Source organism: Runella sp. MFBS21 (assembly GCF_029433105.1).
Taxonomy (GTDB): domain Bacteria; phylum Bacteroidota; class Bacteroidia; order Cytophagales; family Spirosomataceae; genus Runella.
Window position 1 is genome coordinate 49901 of the sequence record NZ_JARNTW010000009.1, and the last position, 24278, is coordinate 74178.

Annotated in this window: 26 protein-coding genes; 16 read left to right on the forward strand and 10 right to left on the reverse strand. The window is 42.6% G+C overall.

Going from position 1 to position 24278, the window contains the following annotated elements:
• Positions 1 to 37: 37 nt before the first annotated feature.
• From P1X15_RS17905 to P1X15_RS17950, 10 genes are all read left to right on the forward strand, one after another.
• On the forward strand, positions 38 to 865 hold the full coding sequence (locus tag P1X15_RS17905) for an esterase family protein (RefSeq protein ID WP_277339506.1): 828 nt from the start codon (positions 38 to 40) through the stop codon (positions 863 to 865).
• 100 nt (positions 866 to 965) lie between these two features.
• A complete protein-coding gene (locus P1X15_RS17910; protein WP_277339507.1) occupies positions 966 to 1427 on the forward strand; it encodes a YHS domain-containing (seleno)protein in 462 nt (153 codons plus the stop codon).
• A gap of 29 nt (positions 1428 to 1456) precedes the next feature.
• The gene (locus P1X15_RS17915; RefSeq protein ID WP_277339508.1) at positions 1457 to 1858 is read left to right on the forward strand and encodes a DoxX family protein; all 402 of its coding nucleotides are present in this window, start codon (positions 1457 to 1459) and stop codon (positions 1856 to 1858) included.
• A 45-nt stretch (positions 1859 to 1903) separates the two neighbouring features.
• Positions 1904 to 2947, forward strand: a complete 1044-nt coding sequence (locus P1X15_RS17920; protein WP_277339509.1) for an ATP-grasp domain-containing protein — start codon at positions 1904 to 1906, stop codon at positions 2945 to 2947.
• A gap of 66 nt (positions 2948 to 3013) precedes the next feature.
• Entirely contained in the window at positions 3014 to 3715 is a 702-nt protein-coding gene (locus P1X15_RS17925) for a Crp/Fnr family transcriptional regulator (RefSeq protein ID WP_277339510.1), read from the forward strand.
• A gap of 81 nt (positions 3716 to 3796) precedes the next feature.
• A complete protein-coding gene (locus P1X15_RS17930) occupies positions 3797 to 4237 on the forward strand; it encodes a DM13 domain-containing protein (RefSeq protein WP_277339511.1) in 441 nt (146 codons plus the stop codon).
• A gap of 33 nt (positions 4238 to 4270) precedes the next feature.
• Positions 4271 to 4987 carry a hypothetical protein gene (locus P1X15_RS17935; protein ID WP_277339512.1) on the forward strand — a complete coding sequence of 239 codons (717 nt, stop codon included), beginning with the start codon at positions 4271 to 4273 and terminating at the stop codon, positions 4985 to 4987.
• 29 nt (positions 4988 to 5016) lie between these two features.
• Positions 5017 to 5550 carry a YceI family protein gene (locus tag P1X15_RS17940; RefSeq protein WP_277339513.1) on the forward strand — a complete coding sequence of 178 codons (534 nt, stop codon included), beginning with the start codon at positions 5017 to 5019 and terminating at the stop codon, positions 5548 to 5550.
• Positions 5547 to 6053, forward strand: a complete 507-nt coding sequence (locus P1X15_RS17945; protein ID WP_277339514.1) for a DinB family protein — start codon at positions 5547 to 5549, stop codon at positions 6051 to 6053. Before P1X15_RS17940 ends, P1X15_RS17945 begins: the two co-directional genes overlap by 4 nt.
• Positions 6054 to 6103: 50 nt before the next feature.
• Complete coding sequence (locus P1X15_RS17950) at positions 6104 to 6832, forward strand: NRDE family protein (protein WP_277339515.1); 729 nt, start codon at positions 6104 to 6106, stop codon at positions 6830 to 6832.
• Positions 6833 to 6837: 5 nt separating this feature from the next.
• On the opposite strand, the gene P1X15_RS17955 is transcribed toward P1X15_RS17950, so the two are convergent.
• Positions 6838 to 8745, reverse strand: coding sequence for a sensor histidine kinase (locus P1X15_RS17955; RefSeq protein WP_277339516.1), 1908 nt, complete (start codon positions 8743 to 8745; stop codon positions 6838 to 6840).
• Between the two features lie 214 nt (positions 8746 to 8959).
• On the opposite strand from P1X15_RS17955, the gene P1X15_RS17960 reads away from it, so the two are divergent.
• From P1X15_RS17960 to P1X15_RS17975, 4 genes are all read left to right on the forward strand, one after another.
• Complete coding sequence (locus P1X15_RS17960; protein ID WP_277339517.1) at positions 8960 to 9286, forward strand: hypothetical protein; 327 nt, start codon at positions 8960 to 8962, stop codon at positions 9284 to 9286.
• A 399-nt stretch (positions 9287 to 9685) separates the two neighbouring features.
• Entirely contained in the window at positions 9686 to 10678 is a 993-nt protein-coding gene (locus P1X15_RS17965) for a Gfo/Idh/MocA family protein (protein WP_277339518.1), read from the forward strand.
• A gap of 17 nt (positions 10679 to 10695) precedes the next feature.
• Entirely contained in the window at positions 10696 to 11574 is an 879-nt protein-coding gene (locus P1X15_RS17970; RefSeq protein ID WP_277339519.1) for a LytTR family DNA-binding domain-containing protein, read from the forward strand.
• A 104-nt stretch (positions 11575 to 11678) separates the two neighbouring features.
• Complete coding sequence (locus P1X15_RS17975; RefSeq protein WP_277339520.1) at positions 11679 to 12389, forward strand: hypothetical protein; 711 nt, start codon at positions 11679 to 11681, stop codon at positions 12387 to 12389.
• Here P1X15_RS17975 and P1X15_RS17980 read toward each other — a convergent pair.
• From P1X15_RS17980 to kdpB, 5 genes are all read right to left on the reverse strand, one after another.
• Entirely contained in the window at positions 12386 to 14083 is a 1698-nt protein-coding gene (locus P1X15_RS17980) for an ATP-binding protein (RefSeq protein ID WP_277339521.1), read from the reverse strand. The genes P1X15_RS17975 and P1X15_RS17980 overlap by 4 nt on opposite strands.
• Before the next feature lie 4 nt (positions 14084 to 14087).
• A complete protein-coding gene (locus P1X15_RS17985; protein WP_277339522.1) occupies positions 14088 to 15212 on the reverse strand; it encodes a sensor protein KdpD in 1125 nt (374 codons plus the stop codon).
• Between the two features lie 12 nt (positions 15213 to 15224).
• On the reverse strand, positions 15225 to 16301 hold the full coding sequence (locus P1X15_RS17990) for a porin (RefSeq protein WP_277339523.1): 1077 nt from the start codon (positions 16299 to 16301) through the stop codon (positions 15225 to 15227).
• A gap of 77 nt (positions 16302 to 16378) precedes the next feature.
• Positions 16379 to 16939: a K(+)-transporting ATPase subunit C gene (locus P1X15_RS17995; RefSeq protein ID WP_277339524.1), complete on the reverse strand. Its 561-nt coding sequence runs from the start codon at positions 16937 to 16939 to the stop codon at positions 16379 to 16381.
• Positions 16940 to 16969: 30 nt separating this feature from the next.
• On the reverse strand, positions 16970 to 19024 hold the full coding sequence (gene kdpB / locus P1X15_RS18000; RefSeq protein WP_277339525.1) for a potassium-transporting ATPase subunit KdpB: 2055 nt from the start codon (positions 19022 to 19024) through the stop codon (positions 16970 to 16972).
• 32 nt (positions 19025 to 19056) lie between these two features.
• Here kdpB and P1X15_RS18005 point away from each other — a divergent pair, with 32 nt between their 5' ends.
• Positions 19057 to 19356, forward strand: a complete 300-nt coding sequence (locus P1X15_RS18005) for a hypothetical protein (RefSeq protein ID WP_277339526.1) — start codon at positions 19057 to 19059, stop codon at positions 19354 to 19356.
• Positions 19356 to 19712, forward strand: coding sequence for a DUF6516 family protein (locus P1X15_RS18010; protein ID WP_277339527.1), 357 nt, complete (start codon positions 19356 to 19358; stop codon positions 19710 to 19712). The genes P1X15_RS18005 and P1X15_RS18010 overlap by 1 nt, the downstream gene beginning before the upstream one ends.
• Here the strand turns inward: P1X15_RS18010 and kdpA are convergent.
• From kdpA to galU, 4 genes are all read right to left on the reverse strand, one after another.
• Entirely contained in the window at positions 19702 to 21393 is a 1692-nt protein-coding gene (gene kdpA, locus P1X15_RS18015) for a potassium-transporting ATPase subunit KdpA (RefSeq protein WP_277339528.1), read from the reverse strand. The two genes, P1X15_RS18010 and kdpA, sit on opposite strands and share 11 nt — an antisense overlap.
• 15 nt (positions 21394 to 21408) lie before the next feature.
• Entirely contained in the window at positions 21409 to 21489 is an 81-nt protein-coding gene (kdpF, locus tag P1X15_RS32610) for a K(+)-transporting ATPase subunit F (RefSeq protein ID WP_084651003.1), read from the reverse strand.
• Positions 21490 to 21757: 268 nt separating this feature from the next.
• Positions 21758 to 23089, reverse strand: a complete 1332-nt coding sequence (locus P1X15_RS18020; RefSeq protein WP_277339529.1) for a sigma-54 dependent transcriptional regulator — start codon at positions 23087 to 23089, stop codon at positions 21758 to 21760.
• 306 nt (positions 23090 to 23395) lie between these two features.
• On the reverse strand, positions 23396 to 24268 hold the full coding sequence (gene galU / locus P1X15_RS18025) for a UTP--glucose-1-phosphate uridylyltransferase GalU (RefSeq protein WP_277339530.1): 873 nt from the start codon (positions 24266 to 24268) through the stop codon (positions 23396 to 23398).
• Positions 24269 to 24278 lie beyond the last annotated feature (10 nt).

Here is a 24278-nt window from a genome sequence, read left to right on the forward strand (position 1 = left end):
GTTAGCCTTTGAATTAATTTTTTAAGCTTTTACGTTATTGAGCCACTTTTACACTTCATTCGATTTCTCGGTGCACCACGACATCGCTTTGCATTCGGTCTATTTACAGCGAAATATTGTGCTGGATATTGTGCTGCCGTCCCATTATCATTCATCTGGAGAATTTTATAAAGTGCTTTATATGAATGACGGCCAAGACCTTGAACGCCTTCATCTGCTCGAAGTGCTGAAAAAATCGCACCACTCATCGGCGCTTTCATCATTTATCGTGATAGCGGTTCATTGTGGGGAGCGTATCATGGAATATGGCACTGCCTCCCAAGCAGACTATAAGGAGCGGGGAGCTAAGGCTGGTGACTATACTTCTTTTATTTTACATGAACTGATGCCTCACATTGAATCTAAGTACCGTGTTTTGAAAGGCCCTGAGCATACCGTATTTTGTGGATTTTCGCTGGGTGGATTGTCGGCCTTTGATATTACGTGGCATCACCCTTCTCATTTTGGAAAAGCGGGCGTATTTTCGGGTTCTTTTTGGTGGCGGCAAAGGGCTTTTGATGAATACTATGACGACTATCACGACCGTATCATGCATCGCTTGGTAAGGGAGTCTCCTTGGTTTCCTCCTCATTCAAAACCACACTTTTGGCTTCAAACTGGCACCGAAGATGAGACAGATGACCGCAACAACAATGGCGTGATTGACTCCATAGATGATACCCTAGATTTGATTGCAGAACTCGAAAAAAAAGGCTATCGTCTTGGAGAGGATGTCTGCTATGTAGAAGTGCTGGGTGGCCAGCACAACCAAGAAACTTGGGCGGCTATCATGCCGGAGTTTTTACGGTGGGCTTTTGGTAGATAGTTTTTTTGTTTGAAGTCACTATTTAGCTTTTTTGTCAGATAGCCGACATTTGGTATGATAGAAAGAAAGCAGTTTTGTGTCGTAAAAAAACATTTATGTCATGAAAACAAAAATTTCTTTGTTTATCGCACTATTGATGCTTGGAATCGCTAATGCTCAACAAAATCTAAATTACCGTACAAAACAATTTAACTTAGACAAAGGAGTTGCTTTGTCGGGCTATGACCCGGTTAGTTATTTTCTTAAAAATCCCACGAAGGGTTCTAAAACGTATGTATTTACGCAAGACGGGGTTAAGTATTATTTTGCGAATGCGGCCAACCTAGAGACTTTCAAGAAAAACCCTGCTGCTTATGAACCTCAATATGGCGGCTGGTGTGCTTACGCTATGGGTGCCAAGGGCGAAAAAGTCGAAGTAGACCCTGAGACTTATAAAATCGTGGAAGGTAAATTGTATTTGTTTTACAATCGGCTCTTCAACAATACCCTTACTGACTGGAATAAGGATGAAAGCAATCTGAAAAGAAAGGCAGATGTCAACTGGATGAAATTTGTAAAATAATTGCTTTCAACTAATTTTAGAACAGAGACATGGAAATTAGAAAGATTATTTCGTGGATAGCCCAAATAACGGCAGCAGTAATTTTACTACAAACTTTATGGTTTAAGTTTACGGCAGCCCCCGAGAGTGTTTATATATTTTCAACTTTGGGTGTAGAGCCTTATGGGCGAATTGGTTCAGGAGTCATAGAGTTAGTAGCGGGATTACTTTTGTTGACTCCCCGATTTTGTAGTCTCGGAGCTTTGATAGCACTAGCTACGATGAAGGGAGCTATTATCTCACACCTTACATTGCTAGGAATAGAGATATTGGGTGATGGGGGAGAGCTATTTGGATTGGCAATCATTACTTTTGTTTGTTGTGGAGTAGTAATATTTTTAAATTTTGAACAGCTTCGTGGTTTTGCACGAAAATGGGGAATACTCTTTTAAATAGAGGGGCGCTTTTTTAGGACTTCTTAAACACATTTCTATCGTATGTTTTCCAAACAAAAGTTGCCGCTGTGGCTCATTAAAATATTTAATTATGAATACTGGACATGGTGGGTATTTTTCTTGCCCTTAGCGCCTTATTGGATGTATTTGGCTTTTCGAAATCGCTCACTTACTTATTTTACCACCGTCAACCCTTGTATCCCTGATGGAGGAGTCTTTGGGGAGTCCAAAAAAGACATCCTTGATTTGATAGATAAGTCTTACCGCCCCGCAGATATTTTTGTGTTTAAGGGAGAGAATTGGGAACATGTAAAGCTAAAGCTCACACTGGCCAAAATCAATTTTCCGGTAGTGGCAAAACCTGACGTAGGAGGACGTGGTTTTAAGGTATATAAGCTAGAAACACCGGAAGCACTTAAAACTTACTTGGAAGCGTCATCGCAGCCTGTGATAGTACAAGAATTTATTGATTATGACATTGAGCTAGGTGTCATGTATGCCCGTATGCCCAATGCCTCTTCAGGTCAAATCACCTCGATTGTTCATAAAGAATTTCTTCACATAACGGGTGATGGGAAATCGACCGTCGAACAATTATTAAGCCAAAACCTACGCGCACGGTTTTCGATGGACGAACTTCGCGAACGCCTCAAAGAGCAGTGGCACACTGTACCCAAAAAAGGAGAAACAATGTTTCTACAGCCTATCGGGAATCATTGTTTAGGAACGAAGTTTTTGAATGGCAATCACCTCATCAACGAACAATTGGTAAAAGTCTTTGATAAAATCGCTATCCCAATCGATGGGTTTTACTATGGTAGGTTTGATCTGAAAGTGCCTACATGGGAAGATTTGTATGAAGGGCGCAACATCAAAATTCTAGAACTGAACGGTGCTACTTCCGAGCCTGGGCACGTCTATGACCCAAACTACACGCTTTGGAAAGCCTACAGAGATATCATGTACAATATGAAAACCGTGGCCGATATTAGTGCTTACAATATGCGTAGAGGTATAAGACCCACTCCGCTGAGGGAATTAATTCAGACCTCAAGGACATTTTTTGCAATGAGCGGACAGCTATAGGTAGAGTAAATAGTTTTTGTATATTTACCACTACTTATAACCTACTGATAAAAAAATACTTGCCTAATGGCCTCTCAATTTCCGCTCGAAACCCGCTACTGGTATCTGCGTGATCACCAGTTGTTTAGGCACCTCAATTCCGCCGAACTCCGTCAAATTTGTCTGATTACAAATTTTAAAACTGCCAAAAAAAGCGAGATTATTTATTTTGCTCATGACGAGCAAAATAGGGTATATTTACTCAAAAAAGGTATCATCAAAATCGTAGAGCTTGACGAGGATGGCACTGAGACGGTCAAGGATGTGCTTCAAAAAGGAGACCTCTTTGGACAGCTTACACTCGACGATACCGAAATGGAAGAATATGCCATTGCGCTGTCTGATTATGTCACTTGCTGTAGTTTCTTAATCGAAGATTTCGAGGAAGTGATTAGACAGCACCCTTCATTGGCTATAAAATTTACAAAATTAATTGGGCTGAGATTTCGACGTCTAGAAAATCGTTATTCCAACCTTATGTTTAAGGATGTACGTACGCGATTGCTTCTTTTTTTGGAAGATTGGGCCGAAAAAGAAGGTACAGTCGAAAACAATGCGATTATGCTCAAAAACTACCTTACTCACCAAGACATGGCGGGATTGGTATGTAGTACGCGCCAAACGGTCTCACAATTGTTCAATGAATTTAAGCAGCACGGTCTGATAGACTATAATCGTAGCTCAATCATTATTCCTGATTTAAAACGACTTAAAAGTTTCGTGAACTAATCGTAGCCAAATGTCAGGAAGCCGACATTCGGAGTGAGGTAAGTTTTTGATATTTGTAATGTAAACTTTAAAACTTATTCCATGAAACGATTATGGCTTATCACATTGCTCGCAGCATTTTTGGTGGCTTGTCAAAAAACGGAAGAACTCACTCCCGTAAGTAATGACCCAAATTCTCCTACCAAACCTTTGGACAAATTTGATACAGCCGGACAAAAGCTAGTAGCACAGGGCGCTTTTATGTCGAATGTGCATCCTACGTCGGGCAATATCAAGCTGTATCAAAAAGACGGCAAACAAACGCTGGTTTTTGAGAATTTTAAAACTGACCCTGGCCCCGATTTGCGTATCTATCTTTCAGAAGATAAAGTAGCCTCTAAATTTGTGGAAGTAAGCCGTCAGGTAAATGTGGGGAATTATTTTGTGGAGCTTCCTGCCAATGCCGATACCAAAAATCAAAAGTTCGTCTTAATATGGTGTAAAGCCTTCTCTGTACTATTTGGAAATGCAGAGTTAAAATAGATTCTTCCTTTAAGTTTTTAAAACCTAACATCAATGAAAAAAAGTGTTTTTCTGCTGCTGTTTTGCACAGCATATAGCTATAGTTATGCCCAAAGTCCCTATTCAAAGAAAGTAACTACTGCTGATGTGGCGATTTCGGCAGGAGGAGGTTTCTCGGGAGCACTTTCCTATAGTCAAATGTATGGAATAGGAAAATCCAGCAGGTTTAAAATAGGTTGGGGAGCAAGATTGACGTCGTTTTTTGGTAAAAATCTAGATTATGCCACTGCCCCAGCTCGTCTTACTTCGGGCCAAACAGGCCCCCAAGTGTTGTTTGTGGAAAATATACTTTCTAATATTGATACGTTGAAGCTATCAAGTACCCAAACCAACGCCCTTAACTTGGTCATTCATTTGGAATACAATATTAAGAAGCTAGCCATAGGTTTTAATATTGATGCTGTGGGAGTAACTTTTGGGGCACAACAACAAGGGACTTTTATGACCAAATCGACGGGTTCTCGATTACACAATACCCAGCAATCTGCCAAACCTACGGCCTTTAATTTGCTGCTTGTCAGCGACAATGATTTAGGAAGTCTTAATTCTGAGTTGTATGCGCGCTATTGGCTCAAAGAAAAGCTAGGGCTGAGATTTGGAGCAAGTTTTCAGTTTACCGAATATACTACTTCCCAAAAACTTACGTTCGAAAATGACCGTTTTCGCAACAAAATTTTGATGCCATTTGTAGGGTTATCTATTAGATTATAATCAATTGGCTCTCACACCCCTAAAAAGCTATGAAAAAAATCTTGATATTTGTATTTTGCGTAAGTATATCGGGATATGGGATTTGTCAAACTTGGCGCCCTACTTCTGCTGATATTGGGTTTAAAATCAAGATGCTAGGAGTGACGGTTGAAGGGAAATTTAAAGGGCTATCAGCCACGATTCATTTTGACCCTAATGGTCCCGCCTCAAATAGTATCGTAGCGAGTGTTGATGCAGCTACTATCGATACCGACAATAGCCTACGTAATCGGCATTTGCGCGAAAAAGAAGATTTTTTTGAAGTATCCAAGTACCCTAAGATTTTACTTAAATCAACCAAAATCGTAAAAACAGCCAGCGGATATATGGGCTATTTTGAAGTGACCATCAAATCAATCACTAAAGAAGTAAAAATGCCCTTTACCTTTTCTGAAACAAACAATAAAGCGACTTTTGTAGGAAATGTGAATATCAATCGTCGAGATTGGGCGATTGGAGGCAATACCCTTGGCATGTCTAATGATGTGGCTATCTATGTTATCGTTAACACCATTCAACAATGAACTTGCTTCTAAAAACCAACCGAGACATTCTGTCTCAGATTGATGAGTTGCTCCAAGTGATTTCTTATTCGGCTTATTCTTCGCCTTTGGAGGTATTGCATGGAAGTACGGTAGGGCAGCACATACGGCATACACTTGAGTTTTATCAATGTCTATACCAACAAGCACCCCTAGGATTTGTAGATTATGACGCGCGTCTGCGTGATTTAAGACTAGAGACGGATTTAGCTTTTAGTAGGTCGTTGATTCACCAACTCAAAAATTGGCTCAGTGAGTCATTATTAAATACTCCCTTGTCTATGAAGGTTTTTTTGGGGAACGAAGACCAGTCTATCATTCATACGTCGCTGTGTCGGGAATTGTTGTATATGATTGAACACGCTATTCATCATTTGGCTATCATTAAGATTGCCATTACTGGTCAATTTCCTAAAATCCAGATTCCTGCTCATTTTGGAGTAGCCTACTCAACGCTCAGATATCGAGAAAGTGCTCTGAAATAGATAAGGATGAATCAAAAAAGAATTTTATTCTTCTATAACTGCATCACAACATGTGTTTTGTAACATATCTTCCATACCAAGAGGGTTTTATACTCACTTCTAATCGTGACGAACACGTAGGTAGACCTAAAGCCTCTCCTCCCAAAAAATATTATATCAATGGCAAAACGGTGTTTTATCCTCAAGATACATTGGCCGGAGGAACCTGGATAGCTACCTCTTCCAATGCAACGCTCTGCCTGCTCAATGGGGCCTTCCAAAGACATGAACACCGTCCTCCCTATCGGCAGAGTCGAGGATTGGTCGTTTTAGATTTTTTTAAATACGACAATCTCACCCTTTTTCAGAACCAATACCTTTGGAACGGGATAGAGCCATTTACGCTAGTGGTAGTGGAGGAAAAAGACGAGATTCGGCTGACAGAATTGCGCTGGGATGGCCAGAAAATGTACGTTAAGGAATTGGACTCCAGCCAAAGCCACGCTTGGTCGTCGGTGACGCTCTATAGTGATGATGTAATCAAACAACGGGAAGAGTGGTTTGAAAAATGGCAGCACAACAACCTCTTTTATACTGGTGAAGATATCATGCAATTTCATGATTTGGGAGGAAATGGAGATATTACTAACGACTTGGTGATCAATCGTAATGATGAGCTTAAAACGGTAAGTACTACCCAAGTTCAAAAAACTTCGGAGGATTTTTTGATTAAATATCATGACCGCCTCAACGAGCAAGAATACAAATACCGGATTTTTGCTAGCGAAAATGTATGTTAGCGTTTTTAGTTTTGAAAAGCCAATTGCCCTTGTTTGGCCGAGTCAAAAGGAATGTTGATGATAAAGATAGTTCCTCCTTGGGGTTGATTTTCAAACGAGAAAGTACCTTTAATGTCGCTAGCGCGTTGTTTGATATTTTGTAGCCCCATACCTTCCGTTGTTTGAAGCTTCAAGATACCTTTACCGTTGTCAGACACCGATAGCATAAATCGAGTTCCTGAGCGTTGGAGATTAATATAGGCTTTGGTGGCTTGGGCGTGTTTGAGGACGTTGTTGCAAAGTTCAAAACTAATCAGGTAGAGATTAAATTCGGTTTCTGGCGAGAGGCGTTTGGGAATGTCTTTGCCGATTTGGAGGGTAAATTGGGTAGTGCCTGCGCGGTTGAGTTTATGAACAAGGCGTTCTAAAGCCATCCACAGACCTTCTTTTTCTAAATCTTCGGGAAGCATATTGTGAGATAACGTACGCACTTGCCGACAAGCATCTACCATCATTTCTACTACATTGTCATAGATTTCGCGTTCGTTGCGGTCTAGTTGAGAAGGGTCTAAAATTTGCAAACTGAGCTTTGCCGCCGAGAGTAGTCCACCAAGATTGTCATGGAGCTCAGTGGCTACCCGTTTTCTTTCGGTGGTTTGACCTTTCAGAAAAGCTTCCTCTATTTCCCTTTTTTTGCGGGCAAGCTCACGGTTTTTTTTGGTCAAAATGCGGCTATATACAATCAGGGCAATCCCAAATGCACTCACAAGCAGCAGCCCCGCTAAAAGACCATTACGGGTGCGGTTTTGGAGGGCAATCTGCTGCTCAAGGCGGGCATTGTCTACTTCATATACGCGCTGCATATCTGCCAACGCCACCAAGCGCCGAGTAAGTCCTAAGCTATCTCTCAGGGCAGATACGAGGCGGTAAGCTCTTAAGGCTTCAAGCTCGTTGCCAAGTTTTTCTTGGGCTGCCCCCAAGGTTTGATAGGCATAGGGTTTGAGAGAGGCGTAGTTGTGTTGATTGGCTAGGTCAAGGGCTTTTTGGGCATAATGACGCGCTTTCCCGTAGTCGTTAAGGATCAAAAAAGCTTCTCCGAGGCTGTTGGTCACCGAGGCCACACCGCGTAAATGCTGGATTTCGGAAAAAAGCGCGTATGCTTTGCTCAAGTACGGCAAAGCCTTGCCTGCATGTCCTTTTTTGTTGTAATAGTCACCGATTTCTTCGTAAGTTCCTGCTAGAGAATGTTTGTTGTTGAGGGTACGTGCTACTTCAAGCTCTTTCTCAAACATATCCATTACGAGTTCGTCCTTTCCCCATTGTTGGTAGAGGCTATTGAGCATGCTATAAAGTCCCAAAAAATATTTTTTCTTGAGAGGCTCGTCGTCCATAGGGGTATTACGGAGCTGTTCTAGGGCAAGTTGGAAGTATGTTTCGGCTTTAGGGTAATTGGACGAATGAAAAAAACTCAAACCTAAATTTTGTTTAATCATCCATGATTTGGAGCAAGAAGGGCCTATCGACTGACAAATTTTGAGGGCTTCCATGGTCACTTCTAGCGATTTGCCATAGTCATGATTGCGACGGTATTTGATTTCGCGCCTTAGCAAGGCCGATATCATCATTTCTTTATCGTTTTGTTGAGAGGCAAGTTGGTAGAGTTGGTCATTGTAATTCATACTTGTGTCGAGGTCTCGATAGTCTCCTTCTAGATAAAGAGAACTAAGCAGATTCAACACTTTCATTTTTTGGTCAGAAGAGGCCTTATCAATCGTATTTTTAGAAGAAATAGCAAAAAGAAGCTCTTTTGCCACGGTCTTCAGACTGTCTTTGTAGGCACGATTGTGATTGCGCGTATGGTCGAGTCGTGGTATTTGAGCTAGTGTTTGACACAAAATCAAGCAAAAACTTCCTATTAAAAACCAGTTTTTCATACAAAAAAATCAAAAAGAGTAGGGTAAATGTACTGATTTTGTGCGATTTGAGCCTTCTAATTTAAGCTAAAATTACTTAACGGAAATAATTACGGTTGCTTTTATGGTATATTTTATCAAACTCCCACGTGTGTTGTTCTGAAGAGCAGCAAGTTTCGGGTTTTATGATTTAAGGGTGACCTAGATATTTGTGACTCACAAAGTAAAGGAAGTTATGCAAATCAAAAATTGTTTGTTGAGCGATACCCACGAAATCTTATCACTTTATGAGGCGGCAAGAAGTCTTCAAATGCAAAGAAAAATGGTAGTGTGGCCCTTTTTTGACAAGGCGTTTATTGAGAACGAAATAAACCAGCAACGCCAGTGGAAGATGGTGGTAGACGACATCATTGCCTGTAATTGGGTTATCTCATTTGAAGACAAAGAAATTTGGGGCGACAAAGAGCAAGGCGACTCAATTTATATTCACCGGATTTGTACCAATCCTAATTTTCGTGGAAACAGGTGTGTAGATAAAATAGTGGAATGGGCAAAAAAATAGGCAGTACAGTACGGAAAGTCGTTTGTACGATTAGATACTTTAGGAAACAACACCAAACTTATTAAGCATTATACCTCAGCAGGATTTGAATTTTTGGGAATGTTTCAATTGACTGATACCGCCAATCTTCCATTGCACTATCAAAATGAGCCAAACTGCTGTTTGTTTGAAATAAAAGTGTCTGATATTTAGGATAAATTGTACACTCGTGACTGATTCTGTATGGAGGTAAAGAAGTTCTCTTTAACCTTTTATAGAGTCATTAGGTGTACCACTTGGACAAAGGTAAATGAGTCTTTTACCACATAATACGCACCTTAGTGATTAATTCTGTCGATTATTTGGTATTTGTGCTTGGCTAAGTGTTTCTTTGTCAAAACTCAAAACCATAAAATTTACATGATACGCTGGGGAATCATTGGGCCGGGGCGCATTGCGCACAAATTTGCCCAAGACTTAATGCAAGTAGAAGGAGCCAAGCTTACGGCGGTAGCTTCACGCGATTTGGGAAGGGCGCAGTTGTTTGCCCGCGAGTACGGTGCTAGCTATACGTATGGGAGTTACGACGAAATCGTCAATTGTCCTGAGTTAGATGCCGTTTATATCGCTTCGCCGCACGTGGGTCATTTCGACCATACGCTTTTGTGCCTCAATGCCCGTATTCCGGTACTGTGCGAAAAACCCTTTGCTATGAATACCGCCCAAGTCAGCGAGATGATTCATGTGGCGCGTAGCCAAAATACCTTTTTGATGGAGGCACTTTGGACGCGTTTTTTGCCGACCACCCTCAAAACCCTCGAAATCATCCAATCAGGGGCGATTGGGAAAGTATTGGGGGTAAAAGCGGATTTTGGTTTTAAAGCTCCTTATGATGTTGACAAACGTACTTTCAACAAAAATCTGGGCGGCGGAGCTTTGCTTGATATTGGAATTTATCCTTTGTTTTTTTCCTATTTAGTACTGGGCAAACCTTCTAAAATCAAAGCGCAAGCTATTTTTGGAGAAACCAACGTGGACGAATCCACGGGCATGGTACTGACGTACGATGATGAGAAATTTGCCTTTTTAGACTGCACTTTCATGGCCCAAACCCCCTGCGAAGCTTTTGTGTTGGGAGAAAAAGGAAATATCAAAATTCATACACGCTGGCATGAAAGTAAGGCTATCACGGTTGAGTACAACGACGACACTACCGAAACCTTCACCTTTGAGCGTCCTACGTGGGGGTACCAATATGAGATAGAAGAAGTCAATGCGTGTTTGGCGGCTGGCAAGCTCGAAAGCGACGGCTGGTCGCTGACCGATAGTATGAATCTGATCTCCTTGCTCGATGCCGTACGCCAAGAAATTGGCCTTGTCTACAAAGATTTTGACAAAAAAGAGGAAGCATAAATAAGCAACCTTGACACATGCAGGGAATATCACGGCAAAAAGATTGGATAGCTCGTCTGGTTTGCATTCCTGCGGCAGCCTTTGTTGCCTCACATGTGGTATTTACAAAACTATGGCCTTGGAATATCGATTATCGATTTCCTTGGCCTTATTTTTTTACGGTGGGCACGGTCATGTTTTGCTGCTGGGAGGTCAATTGGCGGTTGTTTGAGTGGATGGATCGTCAATTACCCTTTTATGTAAACCCACTTCGCCGGATAACACGCCAAATCACCCTGAATGCCCTGGCTACGATGCTGACGTTTTTGGTTGTATTTCCTCTTGCCCAGCGAGTCTATCGTCAACAATGGCCGACTGTTTCGATTTTAATGACAGGAATGGTAGTTTGTGCTACGATTGCGACTCTTTTAAATGGAGCCTATATCGTTTTTTATTTGATGAAAACCATTTATTGGGAAAAACAAAGGGAAGAATCACCTGCTCAACTAGATTCAACTCAGAAACCATTGTCTTCTACTTTGATAAAGGTAAAACTCAATAAAGCACAACTGCTCTTGGAACCGAATGAGATTGCGTATTTTTATTCGACAGCGGGCGTAGTGTTGATGGTTAAGAGAGATGGAAGTAAGGTCACGACCGATTATGATTCATTAAATGAAATTGTACCTGACATCCCTGCCGATTATTTCTTTCCGCTTAGTCGTCAAATTGTAGCAGGTAGAGGTGCTATTAGGGCGTTGAAAAACGTCGAAAATCGTAAAATGTTGGTATCGCTCATACCAGCCCTGCACCAAACCCAAACCGTAGAGGAAGTAGTCGTAAGCCGCTACCGTAGTGCAGAGCTTCGGAAATGGCTCGAAAAAGCCCCCGCCCCTGACCATTCATCCTTTGAGTAGGTACTATTGGGCGGTATGCAGGCTAGGATTGTGGCTAAAAATTGTCAAAATCGATTTGTTTTGAAGAGCGGCTAAGTTGTCGCTTTTCACTTTATTAAAATACGATGAAGACTTTTTCTGCTTTTTTATTAAGCCCTATTCCTTCTTGGCTTTCTATTACGTTTGGCTTACTAGTGCTGCTGTTGGTAGGGGTAATGTTTCTTATTTTTCGTAAAGTATCTCCTAAAACTGCTTGGTGGTTTTTTGGGGGAAGTGTAGGATGGTTATTAGTGCTGTATTTACTAGCCCAAAATGGGTTTTTCTTGCATTTTACGACCATACCACCACGTTTTTTGGTAGCGATTCTTCCGCCTTTGGGTGGGATAGGATGGGTATTTGTAGATGCTGCTGGAAAACGTTGGATAGACATTCTACCATTGAAACCGTTGACATGGATTCATAGTATTCGGATAGTAGTAGAATGGCTGCTTTGGGAGCTCTATCTAGCGCATCAAATCCCCCAAATTATGACGTTTGAGGGTCGAAATTGGGATATTTTGGCTGGTATCACTGCCCCCGTGATGGTATGGATGATATTTGAAAGACGTAAATGGTCGCACAGAGTTTTGTTTTGGTGGAATATAGTTTCTTTAGGTTTACTGTTCAATATTATCCTTACGGCGATATTGTCATCCCCTTTGCCAATTCAACAATGGGGCTTTGAACAACCCAATGTGGGTATTCTCAAGCCTACATTTATTTGGTTGCCAGGTTTTGTGGTACCTGTCGTTTTGTTCTCGCATTTAGTAGCAATTCGACAACTTATGAAAGGCTAGGCGACGGGCAGTTGAAACCAAAAACGGCTTCCGCTTCCCAGTTCGCTTTCAACTCCGATACTTCCTCTTTGTGTTTCGATAAATTCTTTCGAGATAGCCAATCCTAGTCCTGTACCTGTTTTGGGTTGCCCTTGGGTAGGTACTTGAAAATATCGGTCAAAGATGCGTTGCTGATATTTTTCTTCAATGCCTTTGCCTTCGTCTTTTACCGAAATCTCTACCTTGTGCAAAGCTTCGTGCAGTCGTGCTTGGATTTGAATGGTAGAATGGTCGGGACTGTGACGTAGGGCATTGGAGAGGAAGTTCATCAGCACCCAAACGGTCTTATCAAGGTCTGCTTGTACCGCAGGGAGGGGAGGCGTAAGGTCAACTTGGAAGTGAATTTGTTTTTGTTCGGCCAAAAAACGAACGGCTTCTACGGCCATATTTATCATTTCTTGGGGTTGCACTGTTTTGAAATTGAGCTGAATGTTGCCGGTTTCTACCTGCGATAAGTCAAGCAGCTCGCCAGTGATTTTGAGTAATCTTTGGCTGTCTTCCAAAATTTGCGTCAACAGATGTTTTTGTTCGTCGTTGAGATTACCGATGCGTTGGTCTTGCAGAAGCCGTAAACTCATTTTGATGCTAGAAATGGGGGTTTTGAGCTCGTGCGAGATAGTCGCAATAAAGTTGGTTTTGGCTTGGTCGAGTTCGTGAAAAGGGGTAATATTTTTGAGAATTATGACTTTCCCGATGCGTTGGTCACCGTTTTTTACTTCCAATATTTCTTTGGTAAAATAGCTTTCGCGCTCATTGGCAAATATCTTAAGTGGTTTTGGCGAAGATTCATCATTGAGCAGCGTGCGGAGCAAATCATTTTTGAGAGCCAAGTCAGGAGCATAGCGACCAGGCACTTGGGAAGCATCTAAGCCAAGCATTTCGGAGCTTACCGAATTGATAAAAAGCAAGTGGTTGGTTTCGTCTAATCCGATGATAGCGTCGTTCATTTGATTAATAATCGTCTCGGTGCGACGTTTCTCAAAGAGCACTCTAGCCAAGCTACTATGTTCATATTCATCGAGTTTTTGAGCCATTTGATTGAAAGCCTTCGCCATTTCGCCCAATTCATCGGAGCGATTGGTTCCAAGACGCGACTCATAATTTCGCAGACTAATCTCTCGTAGCCCATCGGTGATTTGTTGGATAGGTTCAGAGATTGTTTTAGGAAAATTGATAATAAACGAAAACGCTACCAATGCGCATATCGTAGCGATGAGCACCATGTAAGAATATACACTATCGGCGGTCTTTTTGACTTGCTCATTTTTACGAATGATGGCTTGCATATTGATATCCGTGATTTGGCTTAGCTGTCGATGGATAAGTTGAAGACGGCTAGTGTCGCGGGTTTGTTTGAAGGCATTGAAATGCGCGCGCATTTCTTGGGTGATAGCGGCTTCCCCCACCTCCGTGAGATTTTGTTCTTGTTGACGGAGATTGTTTTCAAAAATGCGAAAATCTTCTTCGTTCCAGTTGTTGTTGTCAACAATATCGCGCATATGATGGGCGTATTCCAAAGAGATGTAGTTATCTTTCAGAATTCCTTGCGCTTCTTGCGAAAGTTTTTTGAGATACCATGCACTTAGGCCGCCCAATAGCAATATTACGGCAAACAAAAACGTAAGGGCTAAACGAAGTTTGGTTTTAAGTTTCATCGTATCAACTGATTACTACAAGGTCGATGTCGGTGTCTGATACTTTTTGTAAGAGCTTATAAAAGAGTGAGGTACGCGTCACTATCCTCCAAAAACTTCCGTGAGGCTTGCCTATACATACGGTAGTAATGTGGTGTTTTTGGGCGGTTTCAAAAATATTTTGTGCTACCTCGTTGCTTTTGACCCTTATTACTTCTGCGCCTAGCTCAGTGGCTAGTTTAAAGTTATTGATCAGGTGGCGTTGGGCGGCAAGGCCGATTTTGTCAGTATCTTCATGGGAAGTTTGTACATATAATACGTACCATTTTCCTTGATAATAACTTGCCAAACGCGCCGTTTTTCGCAAAATCTTTTTGGCGATTTCGTGGTTAGAACTGATACAAGCCAAAAAACGTTCGGGGCGCATACTGACATTTCTCGGCACCTCCGTTTCTACTTTTCGTTCTACCTGCGAAGCTACTTCTTTCAGCGCCAACTCGCGAAGTTGTAGGATTTTTTCGGCTTGAAAGAAATTTTTTAGGGCGGTTGCTACTTTCGATTTTTCATAGATTTTTCCTTCTTTGAGGCGAGTCACCAGCTCATCGGCAGTAAGGTCTATATTGACGACTTCATCGGCTTGTTGCAAAATACTATCCGGAATCGTTTCCTTAACTTCTATGCCCGTAATCTGAAATATTTCATGATTGAGGCTTTCGAGATGCTGAATATTGACCGCCGAAATCACGCTGATGCCTGCCGAGAGAAGGTCGAGTACATCTTGCCAGCGTTTTTCGTTTTTTGAGCCATGAATGTTGGTATGAGCTAGTTCGTCCACAATCACAACCTCTGGATGCAGATTGATGATTGTTTGTAAATCCATTTCAGAAAGCTCTTTGCCTCGATAAAAAACCGTTCGGAGGGCAATCATCGGCAAGCCTTCTATGAGAGCATGCGTTTCGGCACGACCGTGGGTTTCGATAAAACCAATCTTAATATCGACTCCATTGCGAAGCAAAGTATGGGCTTCTTGGAGCATTCGGTAAGTTTTGCCTACACCCGCACTCATACCGATATAGACTTTTAGTTTCCCTTGTTTCGACTTTTTGATTAAGTCAAGGAAATATTGGGCGTTTTGTTCGGGAGTAGGCATAAAGGTAGAAAATTAGAATGAAAGCGCGAGAGACGTAGTCAGGATGAAATCAGAAGGAGTATTTTTGCCTGCTTTCTCAAAAATGGCATCTTGGCTATCCAAACGTCGAGCTTCTACGCGCCACCAACAATTGGACAAAATAGTATAATCTATATTGACAGAATAGGCCAAAACTTGAAAACCATTCGGAGTGTTGGTAGAGATGACCAATCCTGTTTTGTCGGTATATTTTTCTAAACGGCCTGCCATGCTTATTTTGGGGGTCAATTGATATTTTAGAATCCCTGCCCAGCTGCTCCATGCGTCGTATTGGGAGGAGCCAACTTGACGTTGATCAATGCCGTAGTCAAAGTCGGCGGTAAGCCCCCATTTATCTGTAAGCTGAAAAATACCATAAAGATTATGAAAAAAACGATTGCGATTGGATGCGTCGGGCCGACCGCCCAAAAAAGTACTAGAATTTAAAGTCACTTTACTGCTAGGCTTGAAAGTGACCTGAGTGCCTATTGCCAATCGTGTATTGCCATCAGGACGACGGATTTGCTGCCAGCCATTCAGTACCAATCCTGATAAAAACCAGCGGCCGTTGTCGGAGGTATAGCCGATTTTGGCACCTGTTTCATAGTAGGGCGTATTGTCGGCCATGAGGCTACGAGTGAGAGTCCAGCAGTCTTTTGAAATCGCGCTTTCAAAACCAATGTGCGAGCTAAAAACCCCGGCATCTATCCATAGGTTTTTTGTTTTTGAAAGCTTGAAACCCACATTTGCTTCATAAATATGTCTTAAAGTAGCAGGTTCGGCGGCCAAATTTGCATTGGCGTATGTCCCTGCCATGAGTGCTAAGTTTCCGCGTACTTGCTCGGTACTATAAGATGCTTTTATAAAACCCAGATTGATATTGAATTCATTATGCCGATTGTGACTATATACAAACGAGGGGCGCTCATTAGTAGAAGGCTGATTGAAATCATAGCTGTAATAGGCTTCTATGTAGCCAATGACGGAGATTCGGGAAGTTGAATCGGTAGTCTGGGCAACTGAAGGTGAAATCAACAGAGCCATTATGACTGTTTTTAATAACTGATTCATGTAAACCTGATTTTTGAAATGGGGTACTTTTTAATGTTACTCTAAAGATTTTACTTGCTGATTGAAAGCCGTGTATGTTAGAGTTTATCTAGGGCAATGTTCAATGCCAATGTATTAATTTTTGTGGGGCCAAACAATCCCCAAAGTGGAGGCTCAGTGTGGGCTTTCACCAAGGCTTTGATTTTAGCTTCGGGTAGATTGCGTATTTTAGCAATTCGGGCTATTTGAATGTTGGCGGCTTGGGGAGATAGGTCTGGGTCTAGGCCACTACCGGAGGCGGTGATAAGTTCGGAAGGAATTTCTGACTGCTTTACGGCAGGATTGTGTACTAGAAATGTATCAATTCGGGCCTGAACTTGAGCCAGATATTCGGGATTCGAAGGGGCTTTGTTGGAGCCTCCTGAGCCAGCGGCGTTGTATTCTACTGCAGATGGGCGCGACCAAAAATATTTGTCTTCCGAAAATTTTTGACCCACTTTAGCAAAACCGACGATTTTTCCGTTGACAGAGACGGTCTCACCACGGCCTTTTGCGGGGGTAAACTGGGCAACCCCCCAAACAAGAAGAGGATAAATGACCACTAGAAGCACAAAGGTCGCAAGGGTCATCCAGAGGGCGGATACGAGGTATGTTTTCATTGGGAAATAATTAGAATGTATAAGTTGTGTTTATAACCAGACTCCTACGAGCAAATCAATCAGCTTGATGCCAAGAAAAGGAACAATAAGCCCACCTACCCCATAAAGGAGGAGATTGCGGCGTAGCAAGGCACTCGCACCGATAGGCTTATAGGCTACTCCTCTGAGTGCCAGAGGAATCAACAAAGGAATAATGATGGCATTGAAAATCACCGCCGACAAAATGGCACTTTGAGGGCTGCTAAGCTGCATGATATTGAGGGATTGCAAGGCCGGAATCGAAGTCACAAAGAGGGCAGGTACAATGGCAAAGTACTTGGCTACGTCGTTGGCGATAGAGAAGGTGGTAAGCGTACCACGGGTCATGAGGAGCTGTTTGCCGATTTCGACAATTTCAATCAGCTTGGTAGGGTCGTTGTCCAAATCTACCATGTTTCCGGCTTCTTTGGCCGCTTGCGTGCCACTGTTCATGGCTACACCTACGTCCGCTTGGGCAAGGGCAGGGGCATCGTTGGTGCCATCACCCATCATGGCCACAAGTTTGCCGTTGGCTTGTTCAGCTTTAATGTAGTTCATTTTGTCTTCGGGTTTGGCTTCTGCAATGAAATCATCTACCCCTGATACCGTGGCTATGTACTTGGCAGTGAGAGGGTTGTCGCCCGTTACCATCACGGTTTTGACGCCCATTTTCCGAAGCCTTTCAAAACGTTCTTGAATACCTGGTTTGATTACGTCTTGCAATTCAATCACGCCCAGTACTTTATCATTTTCCGAAACTACCAGTGGCGTGCCGCCATTGGTGGCAATTTCGCGCACTTTATCACTTGTATCTTTGGGAAAGGCGTTGCTAGCGCGCTCCACCATCATCCGAATCGCGTCTTGTGCCCCTTTACGGATTTTGATGTTTTTGGGTAAATTGACTCCCGAAGAGCGTGTTTCTGCCGTAAACTTTATCATTTCGGCATGGGCAGGCATGGTGGGTAGTTTGGTGCCTTTTTGTAGACCTAATTCAATGATAGACTTACCCTCGGGAGTTTCGTCGGCCAAAGAAGAATACATGGCTGCCAAGGTAAATTGCTCTTCAGTTACTCCTGCGGTAGGCCAAAAATGCGTCGCTTTGCGATTGCCTATGGTGATGGTACCTGTCTTATCGAGCAGGAGGGTATCAATGTCGCCCGCCGTTTCGACGGCTTTCCCTGATTTAGTGATGACATTGGCGCGTAAGGCTCTATCCATGCCTGCAATACCGATGGCCGAAAGAAGTCCACCAATCGTAGTAGGAATAAGACAAACAAAAAGGGCGATAAAAGCAGAAATCGCAATAGGCGTATTGGCATAATCAGCAAAAGGCTTGAGCGTGACGCACACGATTACAAAGATGAGCGTAAAGCCTGCCAACAAAATAGTGAGCGCAATTTCGTTGGGGGTTTTTTGGCGAGAAGCACCTTCCACTAAAGCGATCATTTTATCTAAAAAACTCTCGCCCGGCTGCGTAGTGACCTTGACTTTGATATGGTCAGAAAGAACTTTGGTACCACCTGTTACGGAAGATTTGTCGCCACCCGCTTCCCGAATCACGGGAGCAGATTCGCCGGTGATAGCCGACTCGTCGATGGTAGCCAATCCTTCGATGATTTCGCCATCGGAAGGGATAATGTCGCCTGCTTCACAGATAAAGATATCGCCTTTTTCGAGCTGAGACGAAGGCATGATTTGCAGCTCATTTACCCTCAATTGGCCTACAGCTCTGATTACCTTGGCGGGGGTGTCTTCGCGGGTTTTGCGAAGGCTATCAGCTTGGGCTTTGCCCCGAGCTTCGGCCAAAGCTTCGGCAAAATTGGCAAAGAGAAGAGTAAGTAAAAGAACCATAAAAATGGCGATATTGTACCCAAGGCTTCCTTGGGAAGTATCACCTCCAAAAGCGACTTGAAGGCACACAAAAAACATCACTACTGTGCCTATTTCGACCGTAAACATGACAGGGTTACGAAACATAGTAGCAGGATTTAGTTTGATAAACGACTCTATCATAGCCGTTTTGGTCATGTCCCACTGAAAGAGAGAAACCGATTGAGAACGTTTCATATTTTTTGTAATTTTGGAAAAACTTAAAAATTATGTCTCTTCAACAAACAGAAGCACTGGCTGCTACTATCCATGAGTTAGGGTATGACTCAGTTGAATCCTTTGCTTTGGTAAAAGCAAGAGAAGCACTTCAAGCAGAAATAAAACTCTATCAGCATGAAGTAGCTGAGTATGAAAGTAAGTATGGAATGGATTTTCAGACATTTCAAACTAATTTTGATATAATCTCAACCTTTGGGCTATTTGAAAAAGAAGATGACAGAATGGAGTGGAACGCGTGTTTAAAGGGAATCGAACTAGTGGAAAATAAGTTGAAAACGCTGAGCGAATAATGCCTTTACCAAATCTTAGTTCTTTTGAAAATATCATTACCGAATCCATTTTAATCAAAGAGTTAATCACTCCGCGGGTTGAGATTTTAAAATATAAAATTGAGCTAGTGAATGGGAGTATTTTATATGCCAAGGAAGTCAAAATAATTCCTGAAAATAAGATAGACTATGCTTATCAATGGCAACAACGAGACTCTAAGCTGCTTATTCGTTGGGACAATGCACACGACTATCCCAATTTGGATACTTCTCCTTTTCACAAACATGTAGGTGATGAAAGAAATGTATTATCTTCTTCTCCAATGACCATCGACAAAGTTTTGACTTATATTAATACTCACCTGGCTATAGTGTAAAAAACTCCGCCAAAGGCCCTAACGCAAGCGCTGGAAAAAATGACAAGGCTGCAATGATGAAAATCACCGCAAAAACCATAAAACCAAAAGTGGTAGTATCGGTTTTGAGCGTTCCTTCCGATTCGGGAATGTATTTTTTGTTAGCCAATATTCCTGCAATCGCCACGGGACCAATGATAGGCAAGTAGCGACTCAAAATCAGCACGATACCACAGGTGATATTCCAAAAAGGGTTGTTGTCGGCAAGGCCTTCAAATCCCGAACCATTGTTGGCCGAAGAAGAAGTGTATTCGTAGAGCATTTCCGAAAAGCCGTGGAAACTAGGGTTGTTGAGCCAACCTACGCTCGTATCTTTGGTAAATACGTAACTTGCCAATGCCGTAAAACACAAAATCAAGAATGTATGCAGCAGGGCTACCAACGTAGCAATTTTCATTTCTTTGGCTTCTATTTTTTTACCCAAAAATTCGGGTGTACGTCCTACCATCAGCCCTGAAATGAATACCGCAATGATGATAAATACATAAAAGTTCAGAAAACCTACCCCTACACCCCCGTAAAGGGCATTGATCATCATATCAATCATCTGCATCGCACCCGATAGGGGAGTCATGCTGTCGTGCATAGCATTGACGGAGCCATTGGAAGTAGTGGTGGTCGTAATGCCCCAAAACGCAGAAGCCGCTGCCCCAAAACGAATTTCTTTGCCTTCCATACTTCCAAGATTCTGATGAATTCCCATTTTAGTAAGGGCAGGATTGCCTTGCATTTCAAAATAAACCGACGTACTAAGAAGTAGTAAAAAACCACACGTCATGACGCCAAAAATCATCCAAGCGAGTTTTTTTCGATTGAGATAGAAGCCCAAGGCAAACACAAAAGCAATCGGAATAAGGATGATGAGGATGTTTTCGACGATATTGGTAAGATAGTTGGGATTTTCGAGAGGGTGGGCCGAATTGACCCCAAAATACCCACCACCGTTGGTTCCGGCTTGTTTGATAGCAATCATCGCTGCCGCAGGCCCGCGTGATACTTGTACCGAATCGCCTTGCAGCGTGGTGATAGAAGCCTTGCCTTCCCAGTTCATTGGAGTACCGTTGAGTACCAAAATAGTGGCTGATACAAGCGAAATAGGCAATAAAATTCGGGTGCAGGATTTTAAGAAGTAATCATAAAAATTACCAAGCTGAGTGGTTTGGTGCTCTTTCATGGCTTTAAAAACAATGGCTCCGGCTGCCATGCCTGTAGCGGCTGTCACAAATTGCATAAACATCAGCCCACTCAATTGGGATAGATACGTAACTCCGGTTTCGCCCGAATAATGTTGTAAGTTGCAGTTGACCAAAAATGAAATCGCTGTGTTGAAAGCCAAATCAGCACTCATAGAAGGGTTGCCGTCGGGGTTGAGGGGAAGCCATCCTTGATTCATCAAAATGAACATCATCCACAAAAACCAAATCAAATTGATGGTAAGAAGCGCAGTGAGGTGCTCTTGCCAAGTCATCTCCTTTTTGGGGTTGATGCGGCAAATTTTGTAGATTATTTTTTCGAGTGGCGACATGAAATCAAGCCAAGTAGATTGGCCTGAATATACCTTCGCTATGTATTTCCCTAAGGGAACTGCCAAAAGTACAGTAATGACGAAGATAAAAGCGATGCCTAAGATTTCTTCTAACATGATAGTGGTACAGATTTAAAACTTTTCGGGTTTGAGTAAGACATAAACCAAATAGCCTAAAACGGCCAGAGCGAGCACAAATAGGATAAGAAACATAGTTTTAGATTTTTTCAAAAAAGCGAATCGAACCAAAAAACAAGGCAAAACACCCAACACCTGTGAGCAAAAGAGAGAGGAGCATAATCATAATGAATACTGTTTTGGTGAATTGCTGATGAGAGATGCCAAAGCTATGCCACCAAAAAGAAAGAAAATGAAAGTACTTGTAAGACAAGATGTTGTGTGGGCTGAAGACCCGGAAGGTCATAAAAAAAGCCTTCCATTTTGGAAGACTAGGTTTTCATTTTGAAAAATTGACCAAAAATCACAATCCGTACTCCTCGATTTTACGATAAAGTGTCGTAAGACCAATACCTAGCAAACGGGCGGTTTCGGTTTTGTTGTGTTGAGTGTGAGCGAGCATCCATTGAATATGCCTTTTTTCTACTTCCGCCAAAGTAGCCACTCCTTGAATCGCATCCTCAAAACCAAATTGTAGTTCAAAGGGAAGTTCTTGCGGGGTTAGTTCGTTATTGTTGGCTAAGATGACGGCTCGTTCGATGATATTTTTGAGTTCGCGGATATTTCCTTTCCATTGATTTTGGCGGAGTTTATCCACAAAGCCTGTTGATAACTTAGGCATAGGGCGATTCATTTTGGCTGCATATATTTGAGCAAAATGTTGAGCTATCGCAGGAATGTCGTCGGGGCGTTGGCGAAGAGAGGGAAGGTTGATTTCAAAAACAGATAGTCGATAGTACAAATCTAAGCGAAAAAGACCTTTTTCGGCTTCGGCTTTGAGGTTGCGATTGGTGGCTGCTACAAAGCGTACATTGACTTGGGTGGGTTTGGTATCGCCTACTTTGTAAAAAGAATTGGTTTCCAGAACCCGCAAAAGTTTGGCTTGGAGTTCGAGCGTCATTTCGCCAATCTCATCCAAAAACAAAGTACCCCCGTGGGCTTCTTCCAACAATCCCTTTTTGTCTTTAAGCGCACCCGTAAAAGCACCAGCACGGTGGCCAAACAATTCGCTTTCTAAAATCTCACGGCTAAAAGCACTACAATTAAGAGCCACAAAAGATTTTTCGCGTCTTGGACTTTCTTGGTGAATCGCTTGAGCAAAAACTTCTTTGCCCGTGCCTGTTTCGCCCAACAACAAAACTGTAGTATCCGTAACCGCCACTTTTTGGGCCAAGTGGAGGGCTTCTTTGATTACTTGAGAAGAGCCAATGACACTTCCAAACCCAAACTTCTGGCTTACTTTTTCTTCAAGGCGCTTTACTTTTTGCTGGAGTTCGGCTTTTTCTACCGCACGCGCTACGAGTGGTACAATTCGGTCGTTGTCGTCGCCTTTAGTAAGGTAGTCAAAAGCCCCATTTTTGACTGCTTGTACGCCATCGGCGATAGTGCCATAGGCTGTCAGCAGGATGATTTCTAGGAGAGGAAACTGAGTTTTGATTTGTTGGGTAAGGGCTACACCGTGCGCGTCAGGTAGTTTTACGTCACACACTACCACTTGAATATCTTGCTTTTCTAAAATCTGAAAGGCCGAACGGGCGTCGCCAGCCTCATTGACGTGGTATCCTTCCAGTTCCAAGATGCGCTTTAGCAACCCGCGTAACTTAATTTCATCATCAATGAGGAGAAGGTTTGCCATGGAGCGTTTGTTATCGTGGGTAACTAAGCAAGATTAATTGATACACTAAGTGTTGTCTTCTAACCCTAGCCTTTAGACTAATAAGGATATAACGAGGGCTTTAGCCCTGATTTTTCGAGGATAAGGTCAAAAATCAGGGCTAAAGCCTGTTGGTTCTTGTCCCCCCTCTAAAGTCAAACCGCCGAAGCGGCATGGGGTTTGATAATGGTGGGGGTATGGTATCACAAAATCCTAATTAATTATGTCATTAAGTTTTTGATATTCAACACAGTTAACATTGCTTAGTTCGGATAACGATTAACATTATTATACGTCATATTCTGCCAATGTCTCTTTCAAAAACTTCAAGAAAGGAGCAGAAAACTCTTTGCGTTTGAGCGCAAACTTCACGGTGGTTTTCAAAAAATCAAGTTTATTGCCAATATCATGACGCTCTCCTTCGATACGGTGAGCGTAGATACTTTCGCGGCGGAGCAAGATTTGGAATGAATCTGTTAGCTGAATTTCGCCACCTTTTCCTTTGCCAGTTTGCTCAATAGCCGTAAAAATTTCGGGCGATAAAATATAGCGACCAGCGATTGCCAAATTAGAGGGCGCAGATTCGATTGAAGGCTTTTCGATGAGCGCATCTAGTTGCATGATTGTGTCGCTCAAAGCAGTACCCCCTACGATTCCGTAGCGATTTACTTTCTCACGTGGTACGGTTTCTACCGCAATCACCGTACTTTGGTATTGCTCATAGGTATCGATGAGTTGTTGAGTCACCGGAATCACCGAATCCATGATAGTGTCTCCTAGAAGTACAGCAAATGGCTCATTACCAACGTGTTGTTTGGCATAGTAAATAGCATCACCAAGACCATTGGTTTCGCGTTGCCGAACATAATGGATGTTGGCCATGTCTGACAAGCGGCGCATTTCATTCCAGAGAAGTTCGTCGTGTTTTTCTTCCAGCTTAGCTTCTAGCTCCACATTGCGGTCAAAATGGTCTTCAATGGCACGTTTGCCACGGCCAGTAATAATCAAAATATCTTCGATGCCCGAATCCACCGCTTCTTGCACTACGTACTGAATAGTGGGCGTGTCGATGATAGGGAGCATCTCTTTAGGTTGAGATTTGGTAGCAGGCAAGAAACGAGTACCTAGACCTGCTGCGGGTATAACGGCTTTACGAATCATGTGGGGAAAA

Coding starts and splice junctions, on each gene's coding strand:
- P1X15_RS17940 (WP_277339513.1), top strand. CDS start 5,017: ATGAAAAAAATCTTGATATTTGTATTTTGCGTAAGTATATCGGGATAT.
- P1X15_RS17995 (WP_277339524.1), bottom strand. CDS start 16,939: ATGAAAACATACCTCGTATCCGCCCTCTGGATGACCCTTGCGACCTTT.
- P1X15_RS17960 (WP_277339517.1), top strand. CDS start 8,960: ATGCAAATCAAAAATTGTTTGTTGAGCGATACCCACGAAATCTTATCA.
- kdpF (WP_084651003.1), bottom strand. CDS start 21,489: ATGTTTCTTATCCTATTTGTGCTCGCTCTGGCCGTTTTAGGCTATTTG.
- P1X15_RS17985 (WP_277339522.1), bottom strand. CDS start 15,212: ATGCCTACTCCCGAACAAAACGCCCAATATTTCCTTGACTTAATCAAA.
- kdpB (WP_277339525.1), bottom strand. CDS start 19,024: ATGAAACGTTCTCAATCGGTTTCTCTCTTTCAGTGGGACATGACCAAA.
- P1X15_RS17945 (WP_277339514.1), top strand. CDS start 5,547: ATGAACTTGCTTCTAAAAACCAACCGAGACATTCTGTCTCAGATTGAT.
- P1X15_RS18010 (WP_277339527.1), top strand. CDS start 19,356: ATGCCTTTACCAAATCTTAGTTCTTTTGAAAATATCATTACCGAATCC.
- P1X15_RS17930 (WP_277339511.1), top strand. CDS start 3,797: ATGAAACGATTATGGCTTATCACATTGCTCGCAGCATTTTTGGTGGCT.
- P1X15_RS17920 (WP_277339509.1), top strand. CDS start 1,904: ATGTTTTCCAAACAAAAGTTGCCGCTGTGGCTCATTAAAATATTTAAT.
- P1X15_RS17970 (WP_277339519.1), top strand. CDS start 10,696: ATGCAGGGAATATCACGGCAAAAAGATTGGATAGCTCGTCTGGTTTGC.
- kdpA (WP_277339528.1), bottom strand. CDS start 21,393: ATGTTAGAAGAAATCTTAGGCATCGCTTTTATCTTCGTCATTACTGTA.
- P1X15_RS17990 (WP_277339523.1), bottom strand. CDS start 16,301: ATGAATCAGTTATTAAAAACAGTCATAATGGCTCTGTTGATTTCACCT.
- P1X15_RS17935 (WP_277339512.1), top strand. CDS start 4,271: ATGAAAAAAAGTGTTTTTCTGCTGCTGTTTTGCACAGCATATAGCTAT.
- P1X15_RS17955 (WP_277339516.1), bottom strand. CDS start 8,745: ATGAAAAACTGGTTTTTAATAGGAAGTTTTTGCTTGATTTTGTGTCAA.
- P1X15_RS17975 (WP_277339520.1), top strand. CDS start 11,679: ATGAAGACTTTTTCTGCTTTTTTATTAAGCCCTATTCCTTCTTGGCTT.
- P1X15_RS17915 (WP_277339508.1), top strand. CDS start 1,457: ATGGAAATTAGAAAGATTATTTCGTGGATAGCCCAAATAACGGCAGCA.
- P1X15_RS18020 (WP_277339529.1), bottom strand. CDS start 23,089: ATGGCAAACCTTCTCCTCATTGATGATGAAATTAAGTTACGCGGGTTG.
- P1X15_RS17925 (WP_277339510.1), top strand. CDS start 3,014: ATGGCCTCTCAATTTCCGCTCGAAACCCGCTACTGGTATCTGCGTGAT.
- P1X15_RS18005 (WP_277339526.1), top strand. CDS start 19,057: ATGTCTCTTCAACAAACAGAAGCACTGGCTGCTACTATCCATGAGTTA.
- P1X15_RS17950 (WP_277339515.1), top strand. CDS start 6,104: ATGTGTTTTGTAACATATCTTCCATACCAAGAGGGTTTTATACTCACT.
- galU (WP_277339530.1), bottom strand. CDS start 24,268: ATGATTCGTAAAGCCGTTATACCCGCAGCAGGTCTAGGTACTCGTTTC.
- P1X15_RS17965 (WP_277339518.1), top strand. CDS start 9,686: ATGATACGCTGGGGAATCATTGGGCCGGGGCGCATTGCGCACAAATTT.
- P1X15_RS17910 (WP_277339507.1), top strand. CDS start 966: ATGAAAACAAAAATTTCTTTGTTTATCGCACTATTGATGCTTGGAATC.
- P1X15_RS17980 (WP_277339521.1), bottom strand. CDS start 14,083: ATGAAACTTAAAACCAAACTTCGTTTAGCCCTTACGTTTTTGTTTGCC.